Source organism: Streptococcus sanguinis (genome assembly GCF_900475275.1).
GTDB lineage: Bacteria > Bacillota > Bacilli > Lactobacillales > Streptococcaceae > Streptococcus > Streptococcus sanguinis_N.
On record NZ_LS483364.1, the window covers coordinates 337,248 to 353,586 of the forward strand.

The window sequence follows — 16,339 nt, forward strand, 5'->3', positions numbered from 1 at the left end:
CTTTAGTGTATGTATTTGCTATAATATACAAAGTAGAAAGCATTTATAGGAGAAAAACTGTGAAAAAATACTTTACTCTGTCGGTAGCGACTTTATCTTTGCTTTTGCTCTGTGCTTGCAGTAATAAGAAGCAAACAGAATCTTCTTCTAGTAGGGTTTCTAGTAGCAAGACTAGCAGTTCCTCTAGCAAATCTTCTTCTAGCAAAAAGGTTGAAAAAACTGATATAAAACTTTATGATTCTATTTTGAATATGTATGCTCAGGCGATTCAGAATCCGAAAGCTAATCAACAACACCAAGAGATTAATTGGATTGTTTCTCAAGCAAATATTCATCCACAAGTTTATAGCGGAGTCTTCTATAGTTATTATGACCTAGATAAAAACGGAATAGAAGAGTTGATTGTTGCTATGGGGCGCGTGAATGCTGATGTGAAGTATGATCTTCTGGATATTTATACTATTGATGACCAAAAACCACTTCGATTGACAAACAAAGAGAACCAGTTAGATATGATTGGAGAGCGGATGATTTTGGCTCCTTTGGAAGATGGATCATTCCTTTATAGAGGAGCTTCTTCAGCTACTGAGGCTCAATATATTCATTACAATTTCAATCAAAAAGGCAATGCACTGGAAAAAGTGGCAGAGGGAGCAAGTCAAGACTCACTTGGACAATTGCCTGCTTTTCTAGATTTATCCATTCTGGATTGGAAAGCCTTGGGTAAAACGGAAACGAATACGGAAAGTTCAACATCTTCTATGAATGAGGAAGCTATCAAAAATGGAGACTACTCTAGCATTGCAGGAACTTGGAAAAGTGGTACTGGAAATACATTGGTGTTTGATGCCAATGGTTTGGTGAGTGAAACTCAGCATTTGAGTGAATATGGTGCCAAAGATATGTATGGTTTTGTTAGTATTGGAGTCCTCCCTACGCAAGGTGCAGGTGGTTATGTAATAGCTTTTATACCTAAAGGAAAAGACTACACTATCACTAATGCAGGAGAAACATATAAAGATGCATCAGATCATGATCGAGATCGGATTTGGGCTGGTCAAGGACTGGGAACCAATACAGATCCAAATTCCTTTTATTACAAAATAGACTAAAAAGACTAGCTGTCCTCCATGGCAGCTAGTCTTCTTTATAATTCTCGTAAAATTCCACCTTAATCCTAATAAAGGTTTCTAAGTCTCGCAGGAGCTGCAGGAGCATGGCGCGTGTTTCAAATTCCTGGCGGGTTTTAGGGAGTGGTCGCTGGCGAAATACGGTCAAATAGTTGTCAATCTCGTCCAAGAGGTCTCGGGCGGGATTTTCTTGGCTCAGTTGCTTAGCGGTCTGGGAGAAGAGGCGGGCTAAAATCAAGCTTTCACTGGCTGCTAGATGGCAGTTGTTGATATTGCTAGCCATGTCTTGCAGGATTCGGTTTTGGGCCTGCCGCATTTCAAAATAGTGGATATGGTAATTGGTCTGATGAAAGAGGTGGTTGGAGTGGTCCAGATAGACCAGCTGCAAGGCCTGCTGCAGAATCTTATCCAGCTCTTTGATCAGAGCTGCATCATTTCGGCCGTCTCCAGATTTTAAGAAATATTCAAAGCGCAGCAAAATCTTTTTCAGCTGTTCCTCCACTTGCTCATGGTAGCTGTCAATCTCTTGCTGGCGCGAGGGCATATAGAGATTGGCTAGCAGAGCAAAGCCGGTTCCAATAAGAAATAGAGCTAGCTCATTTCCAAGCAGAGACCAGGAGGTGGATTTTTCTAAGAGCAGATGGGTGACGAGGACAGTACTAGGGGTAATACCAATTTCCCAGCCAAGGCGAAAGGCCAGAGGCACATAGATCGCGATATAGATGGCCAATGCTCCGAGATGAAAACCTAGAAAGTGAAAAGACAGGCTTCCGATAGCCAGAGCCAGCAGGGTAGATAAAAAGCGATTACCAGCTAGCTTAGCAGTGCTGCGGCGGGTATCAGAGACGCTGAGGATAGCAATAATTCCAGCTGAAGTTGAGTAGGTCAGACCTAAAAAGTCAGCCAGCCAAGCAGCGAGACAGGTAGCTAGTACTAGCTTAATGGTGCGTTGGAGGAGAGACATGAGTAAGAGTTTCCTTTTTTAGACTTCTTTCTATTATAGCACGACTAGCGGGGAATCTTGGGGGCTGCTGATTGCTTTTTATCAGAGCAGAATTCTGTCTCGCCCGAGTAAATCCTGCCGCCATTTTTTCGCCTTTGTGTTATACTAGTCCTATGGAAAAAAACGATATTGTCTACGGTGTGCATGCGGTGACAGAGGCTCTCGCGGCTAACACTGGAAATAAACTCTACATTCAAGACGATCTGCGTGGTAAAAAGGTCGATAAAATCAAAGATTTAGCAGCGGAAAAAAAGGTCTCCATCTCATGGACGCCTAAGAAGACCTTGCAGGAGATGACTGACGGAGCAGTTCACCAGGGAGTTGTTCTGCGGGTGGCGGAGTTCGCCTATACTGACTTCGAGGTGCTGTTGAAAAAAGCAGAGCAAGAAGACAATCCTCTCTTGCTGATTTTGGACGGGCTGACTGACCCGCATAATCTGGGCTCTATCTTGCGGACGGCTGACGCGACCAATGTAGCTGGAGTCATCATTCCCAAGCACAGGGCAGTCGGTGTGACACCAGTCGTAGCCAAGACCTCAACGGGTGCTATTGAGCATATTCCCATTGCCCGTGTGACCAATCTCAGCCAGACTCTGGACAAGCTCAAGGAAGTTGGTTTCTGGATTTTCGGTACGGATATGCAGGGGACGCCTTCTCATAAGTGGAATACAGCAGGCAAGCTGGCCCTCATCATCGGCAACGAAGGTAAGGGAATCTCCAGCAATATTAAAAAACAGGTGGACGAGATGATTTCCATTCCCATGAATGGGCATGTTCAGAGCCTCAATGCCAGTGTCGCAGCTGCTATTCTCATGTATGAAGTCTTTCGCAATCGCCTATGAAAAGAAAAATCTTACTGGTGGACGGCTACAATATGACGGCCTTTTGGCGGGAGACTCGTCCTTACTTTAACCGCGGAGAGCTAGATGCAGCGCGAACGATTCTGCTCCAGAAGCTCAGCAATTATGCCAGCTTTGAAGGACTGGAAGTTATCTGCGTCTTTGATGCCCAGTATATGCCGGGAGTTCGGCAGACCTACGAGGAGTTTAATGTAACGGTCGTTTTCACTGAAGAGGAGGAAACGGCGGATGACTATATCGAGCGCTTGGCAGCTGAGCTCAATACACCCAAAAATCAGGTGTCGGTTGCGACCAGCGATCTCAATGAGCAGTGGACTGTCTTCGCCCAAGGAGCTTTGAGAGTGTCTGCTAGAGAGCTAGAGAAGCGAGTGGCTGTTACCAAATCAGACCTCAATAAGCTGAGCGGGCAAATCAACCTGCAAAGACCACCCTTGCGACCGATGGACAGCCAATCTTTGCGCGATTTACAAAAAATGATGGAGAAAAAAGATGACCTTTAAAATTTTAACCGATTCAACAGCAGACCTGCCAGAAAACTGGACCCAGGAAAATGACGTGCAGGTCCTAGGCCTGACCATTCAGCTGGATGGTCAAACTTATGAGACAGTTGGTGCGGACAAGCTGACCAGCCAAGAACTTCTGGACAAGATGGAGTCTGGCAGCAAGCCGACTACCAGCCAGATCAATGTCGGCCAGTTTGAAGATGTCTTTCGTAGCTATGCTAAGGAAGGGACACCAGTTCTCTATGTAGCCTTTGCTTCAGCCCTATCTGGTACTTATCAGAGCGCAGTCATGGCACGGGAGATAGTCTTGGAAGATTTTCCAGATGCACTGATTCGCATCATTGATACCAAAGCAGCTTCTATGGGGGAAGGACTTTTAGTCATGAAGGCGGCAGAGGCTAGAGCGGCAGGCCAGACCTTGGAGCAGACAGCGGACTTGATTGAGAGCTTGGTGCCTAAGGTCAAGACATATTTTCTGGTTGATGACCTCAATCACCTCATGCGGGGCGGTCGGATTTCCAAAACTGCTGCGCTTATGGGGAGCTTGGTCAATATCAAGCCGATTATCGCTGTCAAGGGAGATGGGACTCTGGACTCGGTCGCTAAGGTTCGTGGTAAGAAGAAAGCGCAGGCCGAAGTGGTCCGCATGACTCTGGAAGGAGTTGCTGACCCGCGAGTGGTCATCGCCTATGCAGGTGCCAAAGAGGTTGCTGAGAGTCTAAAAGCCCAGCTGCTGGAAAGCGACCAAGTGGAGGAAGTTCTCCTTATGCCTCTGGGACCTGTCATTTCTACCCATACCGGTCCTGGAACTTTGGGACTCTTTAGTATCGCCCAAGTCATTCAAGACTAAGAAAACATGAAATCGCTATTTCATAAATAATTGCTTCAAATCTATTGCTTTTGCCTACTATTTTTGATATGATAGTAGGCGGTATTGTTTACCCCATTTGTAAGGCCCCGGAACCTTTCAAATAACTCGCGGACCGGAACATCCGCCCTGTAAACAAAAACGATATTCATAGGAGAAATCATGAACAAAACAACATACATGGCTAAGCCAGGTGAAGTTGAACGCAAATGGTATGTAGTGGACGCTACTGATGTCCCTCTTGGACGCCTTTCTGCTGTTGTAGCAAGCGTACTTCGCGGAAAAAACAAACCAACCTTTACACCACACACTGATACAGGTGACTTCGTAATCGTTATCAACGCTGAAAAAGTAAAATTGACTGGTAAAAAAGCGACTGATAAGATTTACTACACTCACTCTATGTACCCAGGTGGATTGAAACAAATCTCAGCAGGTGAGCTTCGCTCTAAGAACGCTGTTCGTTTGATCGAAAAATCTGTTAAAGGTATGCTTCCGCACAATACTCTTGGTCGCGCTCAAGGTATGAAGCTGAAAGTATTTGTAGGCGCTGAGCACACTCACGCTGCACAACAACCAGAAGTTCTTGATATTTCAGGACTTATCTAAGGAAAGGAACAAATAAGCTATGTCACAAGCACAATATGCAGGTACTGGACGTCGTAAAAACGCTGTTGCACGCGTTCGCCTTGTTCCAGGAACTGGTAAAATCACTGTAAACAAAAAAGATGTTGAAGAGTACATCCCACACGCTGACCTTCGCTTGGTTATCAACCAACCATTCGCAGTTACTTCAACTGTTGGTCAATACGACGTTTTCGTAAACGTTGATGGTGGTGGCTACGCTGGTCAATCAGGCGCTATCCGTCACGGTATCGCTCGTGCCCTTCTTCAAGTAGACCCAGACTTCCGCGATTCATTGAAACGCGCAGGCCTTCTTACTCGTGATGCCCGTATGGTAGAACGTAAGAAACCAGGTCTTAAGAAGGCTCGTAAAGCATCACAATTCTCAAAACGTTAATCAATACGATTATATCAACGTTTCAAAGCACTCAAGAGTTTACCTCATGGGTGCTTTTCTTATGTTTTTTGAAAAAGTTCACCTCAAAGTTTACCTTATTTTAACCTTATTGTTTTAGAGACTTTAAGGCAAATTCACCGACTGCCATAGGGACTACATTAGAAGTATTGACATAAATCTGTGTTGTACCTGTGTCGCTATGTGTTAGAGCTTCGGAAATGGCTTCTAAGCTCATTCCTGCCTGTTTAGCGAGTGTTGCTCCCGTATGACGTAGTTTATGTGGTGTAGCGTGTGTAAGCTCTGGGTGTCGCTTTCTGATAGTTTTCATTTTATTATTGAGATAGTCAGAGTGTAAAGGTTTATTGATATTCCCTCTGGTATCTATATAAGTGAAGATGAATTGTTCTGGATTAGTGATGATACCAAACTTTGCTAGTTCATATTTTTGTTGTTTTTTCCATAAGGTTAGAAGTTGAAGCAAGTCGCTAGAAATAGAAAAGATAGTTTTTTTATTTCCTTTGGTAGATTTTACTTGTCCATATCTATCTAAAGCCTGAATTAACTGAATCTGAGATTTTGAAAAGTCGATATGTTTCCACTGGAGAGCATATGTTTCTGATTTTCTATCTCCAAGGAAAAAAGTGAGATAGAAAAGGACGTAATCTTTGAGTGATATTTTATCGTTCTCTAAATCATCTTTAAAGGCTGAGAACCATTCTTGGAGTTGCTCATGAGTTAAATATAAATCTTCATCACGTTTTGATTCTGCAAGTTGAATTTTTTTGACAGCCTTAATTCGTCTTAAAGTTTTTGCAACTCTATTTGCTTCAATATACTCAAGTTCTTCTGCCCAATCAAAAATAGAAATAACGTAACTTCGTAAAGTTTTGAAGTTGGCATATTCGTTGGCTTTTGCCGTCATCAAATTTAGAATAACCTGTTTATTTTGGTTTAAAAATTGAATCGTATAGTTGCCAAGAAGTGGTAATATATGCTTTTTAAAACATGTTTTGGTATTAACAATTGTTGACCTGCTTGGTGGCTTTGAAGTAGATGTAGTTTGTCCTGCTTTGTAGGATTCCCACCAAATATTATTATAGAAGTCTGAGAAAAGAATATCTTCTTTTTCTAGCCCCGAAAAGACATTATCTTCAATTTGGTTTAGCTTCGTAAGTAAGTCTATCTCTGCTTGTCGTGCCTCCTTTCTTGTTTTAAACCTTTTATCATAATAGTTATTATTAACGATGCCAAGAGGCATTCGTGCTTCTATTGGTATGTAGACTTTTAAGCGGTAAGTTCCGTTTTTTGTCTTACTGATAGTCATGATATTCTCCTTTGTATCGAACCAGAAAATATCATGACCATTATAAAATAAAAATCTTGATTTTTCTAGTTGTTACCGTTTAGCCAGCGGTCAATAGCATCCTTGTGGAATCGAATTGTTTTTCCAATTTTGATTGATGGAAGACCCCTTTGAATCCATGAATCAAGAGTATTGTTGGAAATTCCCAAATAGTCACAAGTCTGTTGTTTGTTCAAATAGGGACAACTTAAAGTATTTTTTTCTATTTGTTGTTCAATTTCTTTTTGGATAAGGTTTGATAGCAATAGTTGAATCTGATGAATCTGTTCATCAGGAAGAATCACTTGCATTTATTATCCTCCTTCTTATCTTGGTTTCTCATTGGATTGCATCGACGTGAATCCAAATACTTAGCAAAAAAGTAGGTACGCTCAATGATAAGTCCAAGAAGTGGTGTGTGATTAGCTCGTGCATACCAGACGAGTTCTTCAAACTCTGTGAAGTCATTCTGCTCAATAATATCCACAACTTCATGGATGAAATTATCTGAGTTATTTTCTACAAGAAATTTATCGAGATTAAAACCACATCCAACTTCAATATCATCTATATCATATTGAGATTTCTCCTTATTTTCGGCATGAATGAAGTAGTCAAAAAGTCCTTTGGGTGATTGTACGATTTCTACATGAGCAGGGCCATTCAACTTGTCCTTGATTAGCTCAGAAACTTGTTTATAACTTTTGAGAGAATCAAAGAAGAAAGCTCCGTGTTTGTGAGATTTTTTCAGTTCCCCAGTTTGTCGATTAATATCCTTATCGTGCCAAGGACTCAGGACGAAGGGGATGTGTAGTTCTTCAAGAACTTCAAGGTAGTCAGCAGGGGCACTTTCTTTGTAAAAAAGGAATGTCCACTTGCTAGATCGTTGTTCTTTTGTCATATTGATATATCTTTCTGATTACTGATTACAGGATAATTGGGGGTCGTAGTAGCCCCAATTATCTTGGAAAATGCTAGAAGGGGCTATCTGGCTACTGCTTAACGCAAGCCATAGCCCCTTTTTGTCGTTTTTTACCAACTAACCATAGTTTATTACGAATCCGATTAGGTGCTGAAAAGTAATAGTCAGGATGCTGACTTGAAACTTCTTCTTTCAGTTGAGAGGTCATGTCAGCTAAAATTTTTTGCCCCTGCTGATCTCTAGGGACTTTGACAAAAACCGTCACATCATCTTTTCGTATGTCTACGACACTCTTATTTGCACACTGATTAAAACTACTATTTATGGGATTGAAGGTAGTTATATTCTGATTGTCAATCGTTGTTATTTTTTCTGATTTTTCACGTTGCGTTAGAAACTGACGAAGTTTGAATGTAAAGTATACGGACTTAAAATAGTTTAATAAATTATCAAATCGAAATCGATTCAGAATTTCAAATATTACAGAAACAACTAGTGTAAGTAGAAGGAAGGACATTGCTGTATAAGAATATTTGCTTCCTAAATCTAAATAGCCATTGAACTGGGAGAGGTCAAAAAAACTGAGAGGATTTAGTTTAAACTGATTTGATAGAAAATCCAGAGACCATCCTATAAATCCTGCTAGAAATGAAACTAGAATTAGATTGATATTGAGGTTGAGTGTCCTCATGAAGTAAGATTTTTTCATCATTATAGAATTCCTTTCTTTGTGTAATATGTTGGGCATAGTAGTGGAAGCACTTGATAAGGATGTTCGTTATCAATCACTTGAATCAGACCTGTTCCATGCCCAATAGGGATAACAATACCTTCTGGGTCGAGGTCAGGGAATAGAAATTGTGTTGTCTTCTTGTTAATGTTGCCGATCTGGATGAGGACATTAAGTTGTTCACGAACAGAAATGGGAATCGTAGTGTGCTCGAATCTTTGTGCAATGAGCAACAAATGAAGCTTAGTAGCACGCCCGAGAAGTGAGATAGAAGTCAAGAGTGAGAAAAACGATTCTTTAATCGTCTTATTGACTCCTTCAGATAATGCAAGAACTTCATCAATCACAATTGTCATATGGCTGAACTCATGACGTGGATTCTCGTATAGGATTGCTTGACGTTTGTGAATCAGTTCTAGACATTGACTTAATTTCTCATTGATTTCTGATACAAAGTCGGACTTAGAGCGATTTTCAACGGGGTGAAGCACTGCAATTTGATGTTCACGAGCCCAACGACTAGGTGTGTCAAATTTTGGGTCTACTATAATTAAATCAGATTGATGTTTGAGTACACTCAGTAAATAGGTGAGAGTGTAAGATTTACCCGAACCACTATTTCCACAGATTGCTATATGATTGACCTTATCAAGATTGAGAGTGAAATTTTCCATAATTGGAATTTGATTTTTTGGTAAACTTGTTGTGTAGCTATCAAGGTCAGGAATGACTAATCGTTTTGAAATTCCCACCCTCCACGGAAAGAAGAGTCCTCGCTGAACATGAATATCATCCGTTTTCAGAGGGACGAAATATGTGGCATTTTGCTTCAATAATGTATAATGTGGGTATAGGGATGCGTTAGCAATCAAGAAAATTTTATTATAGAGCTCATTATCTAAAATATAGGCACAGGGAAGGCGTGGGATAAAGATGAAACCGTTTTCTTGAATGGCGATGTTAAAACTGTTTGTATAACTTGTTTCGCCTTGCATCAAGGCTCCAAGAGCCATATTAAGGCTCTGGAGCAAGTATGATTGCAAGACGGTATCTGTTGTTTTAGATACCATTATTTGACCTCCTTGACATTGTCAGCTTTGAAGTAGACGTTAAAGCCAACTTCGCAGGCCTGAAGATTATCAAATTGTACTAATGACATGTAAGATGGTAGAACTACTTCAGATTCAAATTTGACTCGAAAAGGCGGAAGCCCTTTTTGTGAGAACCAAGCTTTATAAGCAATGATTTCACCAGTTGGTAGACCATCATCAAACTTAATTTGTGCTTCTAGTTCTGTACTTAGGCAATAAATGCCTTGTTTGTTGTCAATGTATTCATTAGCAGTGTTAGTTGAATATCCACCTTTGCGATTACGTGTTTTCATAAGAGTTACCTCATATTCTAATTTAGAAATTATTGATAAGTATCACTCTCGCTATGATACTTAAGAGATAGCAACGAGAAGCTATATGTTTACAATGATAGTTTACAGCAAAAAGAAGTTATATGAAATAGACTATTTTTTGATTATCTTAGAATAAAAGTATATAATATTATTAAAAAAAATCGATCTTTTCTGTTTTTCATTATATTAATTTTGTTTTTTTAAAAATAAAAATATATAAGGAGAAATTATGGACCGTCATTTCTTTTCAACTTCGTCAGAATTTTTGAATGAACAACTGCGGAATGATATATTTTCTTATATCAAAGAAAATGAACTTTATAGCTACGAATTGTTATATAATGCAGAATTAGATAGAGCGGAAGATAAGATGGGGCTCTGGGAACCCTACTATGGTAATTCTAAAAATAGTTCGTCACAGGTTTTTAGCAGATATAAAAACGATTCTAAAATATTAACAGATACGCAATTAAAGCTTATTAGTGAGAATATGTCGAAGGATTCAATTGAATTATTTTTTGGATTTAAAAAAGTCAGAGGAATAAATAAAGAAGAATTTTTGTATATCGCTGATAATAAATTTTTATTCTTTTTTAATAAAATGCTGGAAGATGCCTTTATAATGGATTCACATTATGAAAAAATTATTGATACATTTGTAGATTATATTCCATTTTCAAAATATATCTCTAAAAAAGAGAGCTACCAATTTATAGAAACAAGCCATGAACCTAGCGAATCCTCTTGGTTGGATTATTTAAATTGTGAATCCCCTACTAAGTCCTATAAAATCTATCAAGAGATAGCTATTAGTAAGCAATCTAATAGGAAAAAATTACTAATGGACTCTGCCTTTGCAGAAATTTTCTGGAATTCAACTATCAGATTATTGGATAAAATAAATTTACAACTCTACAATCAATTTGGAGTTATAAATAATTTTGAAAATATAACGGCAAAATTCTTTAAGGATAAAAAGCTATTACTTAATACCGATACACTGATAAGTCAGTATTTTGAATTCATTTATGAACGAGGTTATCTTAACTGTAAATATAGTACTATCTCAGATGTATCCTATGGGCAAATAGTACGAAGCTTGTTAAAAGATTTGTATAATATTGAATTCGATAAAAGTAAATCTAATTATATAGAAAATCCAAACCAAAAATTATTTGATTTGAGGTATAGATTTGGAAATGAAGTGTTGATATTTTCTGATGCATTAGAAAATATTCAAATGGAGATTGACAAAGAGGATAAGAAGGTATTAGAAAGACTTAAAGAAAATAATATTGAGCTATTTACTAAGGGAGAAGATGAGAGTGATGAGTATGAACCTAGATTCACTTCACCTTTTCTTATCCAGTGTTCTAACTGTCGATTTTCCAATTTAATTGATGAAGAATTGTTAAATAAAAATGTTTCAGATTATTATGCCTTTGCAGTTTTATTTTGTAGACATTGTGATGACAAGCTAGAAGCTACAATTGAAATTCATGAAGAATTAAAATTGCAATACAATCTATGTAAGTGCAAAATTTTAAAAGAGCCAGGTATTTGTTACATTGAGAAACCACAACTTTATTAATTTATCTTTAGTAAAAATATTTACTTTAATGATATATATACCTTCCTAATTTAATTAAATATAGTAGCATATATTTTCACTAAAATAGTAGTTCGTAATATAATAGCAGTATTAATTATTTTATGTGTATATAATTGGTCTTAGATATAAGATTATTTAAAACCAGTATTTGACCCAATTTTACAACACAAAAATGCTCTAGAAAACATGACTAGAGCTTTTTCTATATATCCGAACATCTAATTCATTTCACAAAAAATGTAGTCATTCGGCTGATTTTTATTGAAATACATTGAAATTTTAAAATTTAAGAATCATCTTAAATCAAGTTTTTTCGTTTCTACGGAAACGTAATGAACCACTATCCCGCTTCTGTAAAAATTAACTTACACACTTACAAAGATTATTCTGACAAACTTTATAACTGTTTATGAAAAAAAGGTAGAGAAAAAGGTAGAGATTAAAAATTTAGACATAAACATAATTATCTTCTTAATCAAGTGTATTTTATTACTTGAAAATAGTTGATCTAAATTATAACATTTTGTTGTAGTCTGGTCAGACGAGTATGCAAGATTATCAGAACATACAATGAGTTCATTTTCACATTTTATAAATCCGAAATTTTCCCTCATAATAAAAAGACTAGTTCAAATTCTAAATTTGCTAGTCTTTTTATATTTCAAAGTGAATTAATTAGCCTCGATTGCTTCTCTAACTTTTAGTGCAACTGCTCTAGCTAGTAAAGGAGGAACAGCATTCCCTACTTGGGTGAATTGAGGTGTTTCTTGAGATCGTTTATCCCCACCTGTTGTCCTCTTGCCTAAGAACTCAAAACTATCATCAAACGATTGTAGTCTAGCCATTTCTCGTACAGTTAGCACTCTATCAAAATAGGGATGAATAAAGTCATCGGGTAAAGTGACTATAGTTGGAGATACAGAATTGGGATTAAGTCTGGTACGAATTGATTTTCTTGTTAGAATCGCCTCTCCAATTTTGTCAGTAATTTCTCCACTCATAAGTAAGCGATGGAAAGTATCTGCATCGTATTCTCTATTTAGCAATGGCTGTACGGTTTCCCAGAAAGTGCTAGCCTGATTTAGAGTAGTATTTAGCCTACTAGCAAGTGATTTAAGAACAATGGTAAATTCTTGTTCATTATTTTTTAGACTAGATAATGTAGCCAATTGACGATTGGTGAAATGCAACCAACGGCTGGTCAGGAACTTATTATCGAATAGGTTAAGTTCTATGAGTGTTTCGTGTATAACTTTAGAATTAATAGATAAGTTTACTTGAAATAGACTTTCATTAAATAATTCTTGGCGAGTATCACGGAGATTTATACCTTCTGCTTTAAGTCGGTTAATTACAGCACGGGTGTTTTCTCCAGGTTGATACAAAGAAAATCTTTGAGAAACAAGTATATCATGTCTGGATTCTTCCATGTTTGTAATTTGTTCTCGTGGTATATTTTCTCCTGCTACTGTAGGTGTCTCCCCTTGTATCCTATTTTGGGCATATTCAGATAAATCATTCTGGTTTATATTATATAAACCAGTTAAAGCTTCTCTTACTGTTACTTCGGGTAGTACATCTGGTTCAGGATATTCAAGAGGATTAACATCATTTCTGTATGCTAAAAAGACTACACGATTTCTTTGTTGAGGAACTCCAAAATTAGCAGAATTTAGTACTTGAACATCAAGCAAAACATAACCCAGTTCTTGTAATTCTTCTCTAAGAATTTCCTTTACTAGTCTTTGTCCCAAATATGATTCATCTCTAACCACGCTTGGAAAATCAAGCATAAGCATGTCTAGAATACCGGTCACATTTTCCATGACGACATATCTCGGGCGCACATCCCGAATAATTCGTAAGTATTCATGGAAAAGCATATTTCTGGGATCGCTAGCATCTCGTTTCCCAAGGCGACTAAATCCTTGACAAGGTGGTCCTCCGAAAATGACATCTATATCGCCGGGTTTAAAAATATTTCCGTACCTTAAGTTATTTATCACTTCAAAAATACGTTCAGAAGTTAATTCTTTGATATCTGCTAGTTCAAAGTGGGTATCAACTCCTTCTTCAAGACCAAGTTGTTGGTGTCTATTAACGTAGGTTTCTTGCACCATAGGGCTTCTATCGCTAGAAAAAAGTATATCGAATCCAGCCTGTAAGATTCCTTCACTAAAACCTCCAGCACCACAGAATAAATCAATTGCATATGGCATTTTTAAATTTCTCGCTTTCTTTCTAATATTATATCAGAAATAATTATTCAAGTCCAGGATAAACTATTGAGTAATTTCTATACTTATTTATTCGCAAAAAATACAATTATTTAGATTATTAATTGCAGATATTTTTTAACTTGTTGAATATAACCAGTTAAAAAAGAAAATATATCCGAATTAAAAACCCTTAGGAAAGACAACTTATCCGAATTAAAAACCCTTAGGAAAGACAACTTATCCGAATTCATAAATCTATTTTAAAGGTAAAATAGCTATATAAATCACCCGAGGTTTAAAAATGAAAATAGCTATTGAAAATCTTAATCGCATTAAAACGATTAAGCAATTTACTCATAAAGAATTGGCTGAAAAAACAGGTTATTCAAGAAACTCAATTCAGAAGTTGTTCTCCTATCATAATAATAGTAAAACGAGATTGGATCTCGTTGTAGCTGTTTGCAAAGCATTAGGCATTGATTTTCCTTCAATATTTGATAGAAAAACAGAAAACTATTATGGACATTATATGTTTAATAATGACTTAGTTAATACTCTGGGAACAGATTATTACTTAAGAAATTTTGTGAATAGAGTCCAACTCGAAATTAAAAACAATCCACGTTATTCTTTAAAAATAACAACTGGATTGAGTGAATCAACAATAAGTGACTTGTTAAATTTTAAAACAAGAAATCCTCGGGTAGAAACATTATTAAAAATTTCGGAAGGACTAAATATTTCTATATCTGAAATGTTTAGATAGGTATTAATATGCTTTTTGAACCTTATCAAGACGAACTACAATTTATTGAACAAATCCACAAATATAATGAAAGAGAATATACAGTTATTCGTCTAACGGATACAATGCTATCTAAAAGCATAATAGATGCCAACGTATTCGTTCAGGATGTTCTTAAAAAGTATGGCTTAATGGACTATCAATCACTCCAAAATGGTGAGAAGAAAAAGTTGGATGTAATGCTGTATATTGGTGAAGAAAAATTTGAAACAAAGATGTCATGCTATCGTGCTAATGCTCGAGGAGATGAAAGATTTTGGATTTATGGGCGCCAATTTAAAAGAAGTTTCCATTCTGGCGACTTGATGTACATATCTGTAGATCCAAGTAGCAGACGGGTTATTAATATTAATGTCTCTAGGGGGATCTTGTCAGATGAAGATTTATCCAAAATTTTCGGACAGGATAAAATTAAAGAAGCACTTTCTAGATTAATTCCTAAGGTAAAAGAGATTGCTTCTAAGGGTTATCACCCTAATTCTAAAGGAATAGGGAAAATTTCTCCTAAAGATGCTGGTGACACACTTGAGAATTTACTAGGAATTAAGACTAATAATAGCCAAAAAGCAGACTTTGAAGATTTGATTGAACTAAAGTCTAAGACTTCAAAAACACTTGATACTTTATTTACATTACGTCCAAAGTTTGAAGGTACGCCTGTAGCAGAATTTGAATCTAATGATCGTAATCGGGTTTCAGCGTTTGCGAGGTTGTATGGATATGAATCTGACAAGCATCCCGGCATGAATAGTTTATATATCACCATCGGGTCTGAGATGTCACCTCAAAATAATCAAAATTTTTATTTGGATGTAAATGAAAGCGATAGAACTGTAGAAATTCGTAGACATGAAAATGATACCTCTCAAAGGGTGGCTTATTGGTATTTTGAAGATTTAGAAAAAGAACTACACTTAAAACATCCTGCCACGCTTTGGGTAAAAGCGGAAAGCAAGATGAACGGTGACATTGCTGAGTTTAAATACACAGAAGCAGAGTTGACTCGTTCCCCTCAATTTATGACATTTATATCCTTAATTAAATTGGGAGTTGTAACTTATGATTGGCGCGGCTATACTTCTAAAGAAGGGAAGTATGAAGGGAAAAATCATGGAAATGCATGGCGAGTAAAAAATAAACACCGTAATCAACTTTTCGGTAGCTCAGAAGTCATTGAATTGATATAAAACAATAGACACCTTTTCATTGAGAGGTGTCTATTTGTTAATAAAACTCATCTTTAGTTGATTCAATAATATCTGTGTGGAAATTTTTTATTAGGTAGGAAATTTTCCAGTTTTAATTCCACTTATCTGATTATGTCTGACGAAAAAAGGTAGAGAAAAAGGTAGAGATTGAACTGAAATATAGGAAATGTATTGAAATTGGAAAAAAGAAAAAACGCTTAAAATAAGCGCTTTTCTTATGTATTGATTCGTATTGAATGCTTACTTCACTTCTGTAAAGATTAAATAATTTCTATTTTAGCTGTTAGAAACATTGCTACATCAATGTTTTTAGAATGCTACATAATAAAAGGTAGAGTGAATGGTAGAGTAGTAAAAATAGTTGTTATCCTAGTTGATTAAAAAAATCTCTGATTTCCTCATCTTTTATAAAATAATATATAATTTTCCCCTCTCTTCTAGTATCCAAGATGTTTTGATTGGCTAGTTTACGAAGATGGTGGGAGGCAGATGCCATACTGAGATTTAGTAAACAGGCTATATCACAGACACATAGTTCTTCAACAGCAAGGAGATAAAAGATGATATTTATCTGTTTATTATCGGTAAACTTTGATAAAATACGAAGTGATTTTTGGACTTTTTCCTTTTCAAGGTAGTTCGTTGCGGTTGTAACATTTTGTTGATTTATAATATTCACTTGGCATATACTATCTTTTTTCATAATTTTTT

18 protein-coding genes are annotated in these 16,339 nt (G+C 36.9%); 9 read left to right on the top strand and 9 right to left on the bottom strand.

Going from position 1 to position 16,339, the window contains the following annotated elements:
• Nucleotides 1-59 precede the first annotated feature (59 nt).
• On the top strand, nucleotides 60-1,112 hold the full coding sequence (locus tag DQM55_RS01790) for a DUF6287 domain-containing protein (RefSeq protein ID WP_111675295.1): 1,053 nt from the start codon (nucleotides 60-62) through the stop codon (nucleotides 1,110-1,112).
• Nucleotides 1,113-1,137: 25 nt separating this feature from the next.
• Here DQM55_RS01790 and DQM55_RS01795 read toward each other — a convergent pair whose 3' ends face one another.
• Nucleotides 1,138-2,094, bottom strand: coding sequence for an aromatic acid exporter family protein (locus DQM55_RS01795; protein ID WP_111675296.1), 957 nt, complete (start codon nucleotides 2,092-2,094; stop codon nucleotides 1,138-1,140).
• A 152-nt stretch (nucleotides 2,095-2,246) separates the two neighbouring features.
• Here DQM55_RS01795 and rlmB point away from each other — a divergent pair, with 152 nt between their 5' ends.
• From rlmB to rpsI, 5 genes are all read left to right on the top strand, one after another.
• Nucleotides 2,247-2,975: a 23S rRNA (guanosine(2251)-2'-O)-methyltransferase RlmB gene (rlmB, locus tag DQM55_RS01800; RefSeq protein WP_111676908.1), complete on the top strand. Its 729-nt coding sequence runs from the start codon at nucleotides 2,247-2,249 to the stop codon at nucleotides 2,973-2,975.
• Nucleotides 2,972-3,493, top strand: coding sequence for an NYN domain-containing protein (locus DQM55_RS01805; protein WP_002902298.1), 522 nt, complete (start codon nucleotides 2,972-2,974; stop codon nucleotides 3,491-3,493). Before rlmB ends, DQM55_RS01805 begins: the two co-directional genes overlap by 4 nt.
• Nucleotides 3,483-4,346 (top strand): DegV family protein, encoded by an 864-nt coding sequence (locus DQM55_RS01810; protein ID WP_111675297.1) that lies wholly within the window; start codon nucleotides 3,483-3,485, stop codon nucleotides 4,344-4,346. Before DQM55_RS01805 ends, DQM55_RS01810 begins: the two co-directional genes overlap by 11 nt.
• 180 nt (nucleotides 4,347-4,526) lie before the next feature.
• Nucleotides 4,527-4,973 carry a 50S ribosomal protein L13 gene (rplM, locus tag DQM55_RS01815; RefSeq protein ID WP_002893769.1) on the top strand — a complete coding sequence of 149 codons (447 nt, stop codon included), beginning with the start codon at nucleotides 4,527-4,529 and terminating at the stop codon, nucleotides 4,971-4,973.
• A gap of 19 nt (nucleotides 4,974-4,992) precedes the next feature.
• Nucleotides 4,993-5,385, top strand: coding sequence for a 30S ribosomal protein S9 (gene rpsI, locus DQM55_RS01820; RefSeq protein WP_002902303.1), 393 nt, complete (start codon nucleotides 4,993-4,995; stop codon nucleotides 5,383-5,385).
• A 106-nt stretch (nucleotides 5,386-5,491) separates the two neighbouring features.
• Here rpsI and DQM55_RS01825 read toward each other — a convergent pair whose 3' ends face one another.
• From DQM55_RS01825 to DQM55_RS01850, 6 genes are all read right to left on the bottom strand, one after another.
• Nucleotides 5,492-6,709 carry a site-specific integrase gene (locus DQM55_RS01825; protein ID WP_111675298.1) on the bottom strand — a complete coding sequence of 406 codons (1,218 nt, stop codon included), beginning with the start codon at nucleotides 6,707-6,709 and terminating at the stop codon, nucleotides 5,492-5,494.
• Between the two features lie 65 nt (nucleotides 6,710-6,774).
• Entirely contained in the window at nucleotides 6,775-7,038 is a 264-nt protein-coding gene (locus tag DQM55_RS01830) for a helix-turn-helix domain-containing protein (RefSeq protein ID WP_111675299.1), read from the bottom strand.
• Nucleotides 7,029-7,628: a replication protein gene (locus DQM55_RS01835; RefSeq protein ID WP_111675300.1), complete on the bottom strand. Its 600-nt coding sequence runs from the start codon at nucleotides 7,626-7,628 to the stop codon at nucleotides 7,029-7,031. Before DQM55_RS01835 ends, DQM55_RS01830 begins: the two co-directional genes overlap by 10 nt.
• 91 nt (nucleotides 7,629-7,719) lie before the next feature.
• Nucleotides 7,720-8,361, bottom strand: coding sequence for a hypothetical protein (locus DQM55_RS01840; protein ID WP_172454701.1), 642 nt, complete (start codon nucleotides 8,359-8,361; stop codon nucleotides 7,720-7,722).
• The gene (locus DQM55_RS01845) at nucleotides 8,361-9,449 is read right to left on the bottom strand and encodes an AAA family ATPase (protein WP_111675301.1); all 1,089 of its coding nucleotides are present in this window, start codon (nucleotides 9,447-9,449) and stop codon (nucleotides 8,361-8,363) included. The genes DQM55_RS01840 and DQM55_RS01845 overlap by 1 nt, the downstream gene beginning before the upstream one ends.
• Nucleotides 9,449-9,763 carry a hypothetical protein gene (locus DQM55_RS01850; RefSeq protein WP_111675302.1) on the bottom strand — a complete coding sequence of 105 codons (315 nt, stop codon included), beginning with the start codon at nucleotides 9,761-9,763 and terminating at the stop codon, nucleotides 9,449-9,451. Before DQM55_RS01850 ends, DQM55_RS01845 begins: the two co-directional genes overlap by 1 nt.
• Before the next feature lie 250 nt (nucleotides 9,764-10,013).
• Here DQM55_RS01850 and DQM55_RS01855 point away from each other — a divergent pair, with 250 nt between their 5' ends.
• Nucleotides 10,014-11,375, top strand: a complete 1,362-nt coding sequence (locus DQM55_RS01855; protein ID WP_111675303.1) for a hypothetical protein — start codon at nucleotides 10,014-10,016, stop codon at nucleotides 11,373-11,375.
• 692 nt (nucleotides 11,376-12,067) lie between these two features.
• Here the strand turns inward: DQM55_RS01855 and DQM55_RS01860 are convergent.
• The gene (locus DQM55_RS01860) at nucleotides 12,068-13,615 is read right to left on the bottom strand and encodes a DNA cytosine methyltransferase (protein ID WP_111675304.1); all 1,548 of its coding nucleotides are present in this window, start codon (nucleotides 13,613-13,615) and stop codon (nucleotides 12,068-12,070) included.
• A 301-nt stretch (nucleotides 13,616-13,916) separates the two neighbouring features.
• On the opposite strand from DQM55_RS01860, the gene DQM55_RS01865 reads away from it, so the two are divergent.
• Entirely contained in the window at nucleotides 13,917-14,381 is a 465-nt protein-coding gene (locus tag DQM55_RS01865; RefSeq protein WP_111675305.1) for a helix-turn-helix transcriptional regulator, read from the top strand.
• A gap of 8 nt (nucleotides 14,382-14,389) precedes the next feature.
• Nucleotides 14,390-15,607, top strand: coding sequence for an MvaI/BcnI family restriction endonuclease (locus DQM55_RS01870; RefSeq protein WP_111675306.1), 1,218 nt, complete (start codon nucleotides 14,390-14,392; stop codon nucleotides 15,605-15,607).
• A gap of 385 nt (nucleotides 15,608-15,992) precedes the next feature.
• Here DQM55_RS01870 and cadX read toward each other — a convergent pair whose 3' ends face one another.
• The gene (gene cadX / locus DQM55_RS01875; protein WP_000711085.1) at nucleotides 15,993-16,331 is read right to left on the bottom strand and encodes a Cd(II)/Zn(II)-sensing metalloregulatory transcriptional regulator CadX; all 339 of its coding nucleotides are present in this window, start codon (nucleotides 16,329-16,331) and stop codon (nucleotides 15,993-15,995) included.
• Between the last annotated feature and the right edge of the window lie 8 nt (nucleotides 16,332-16,339).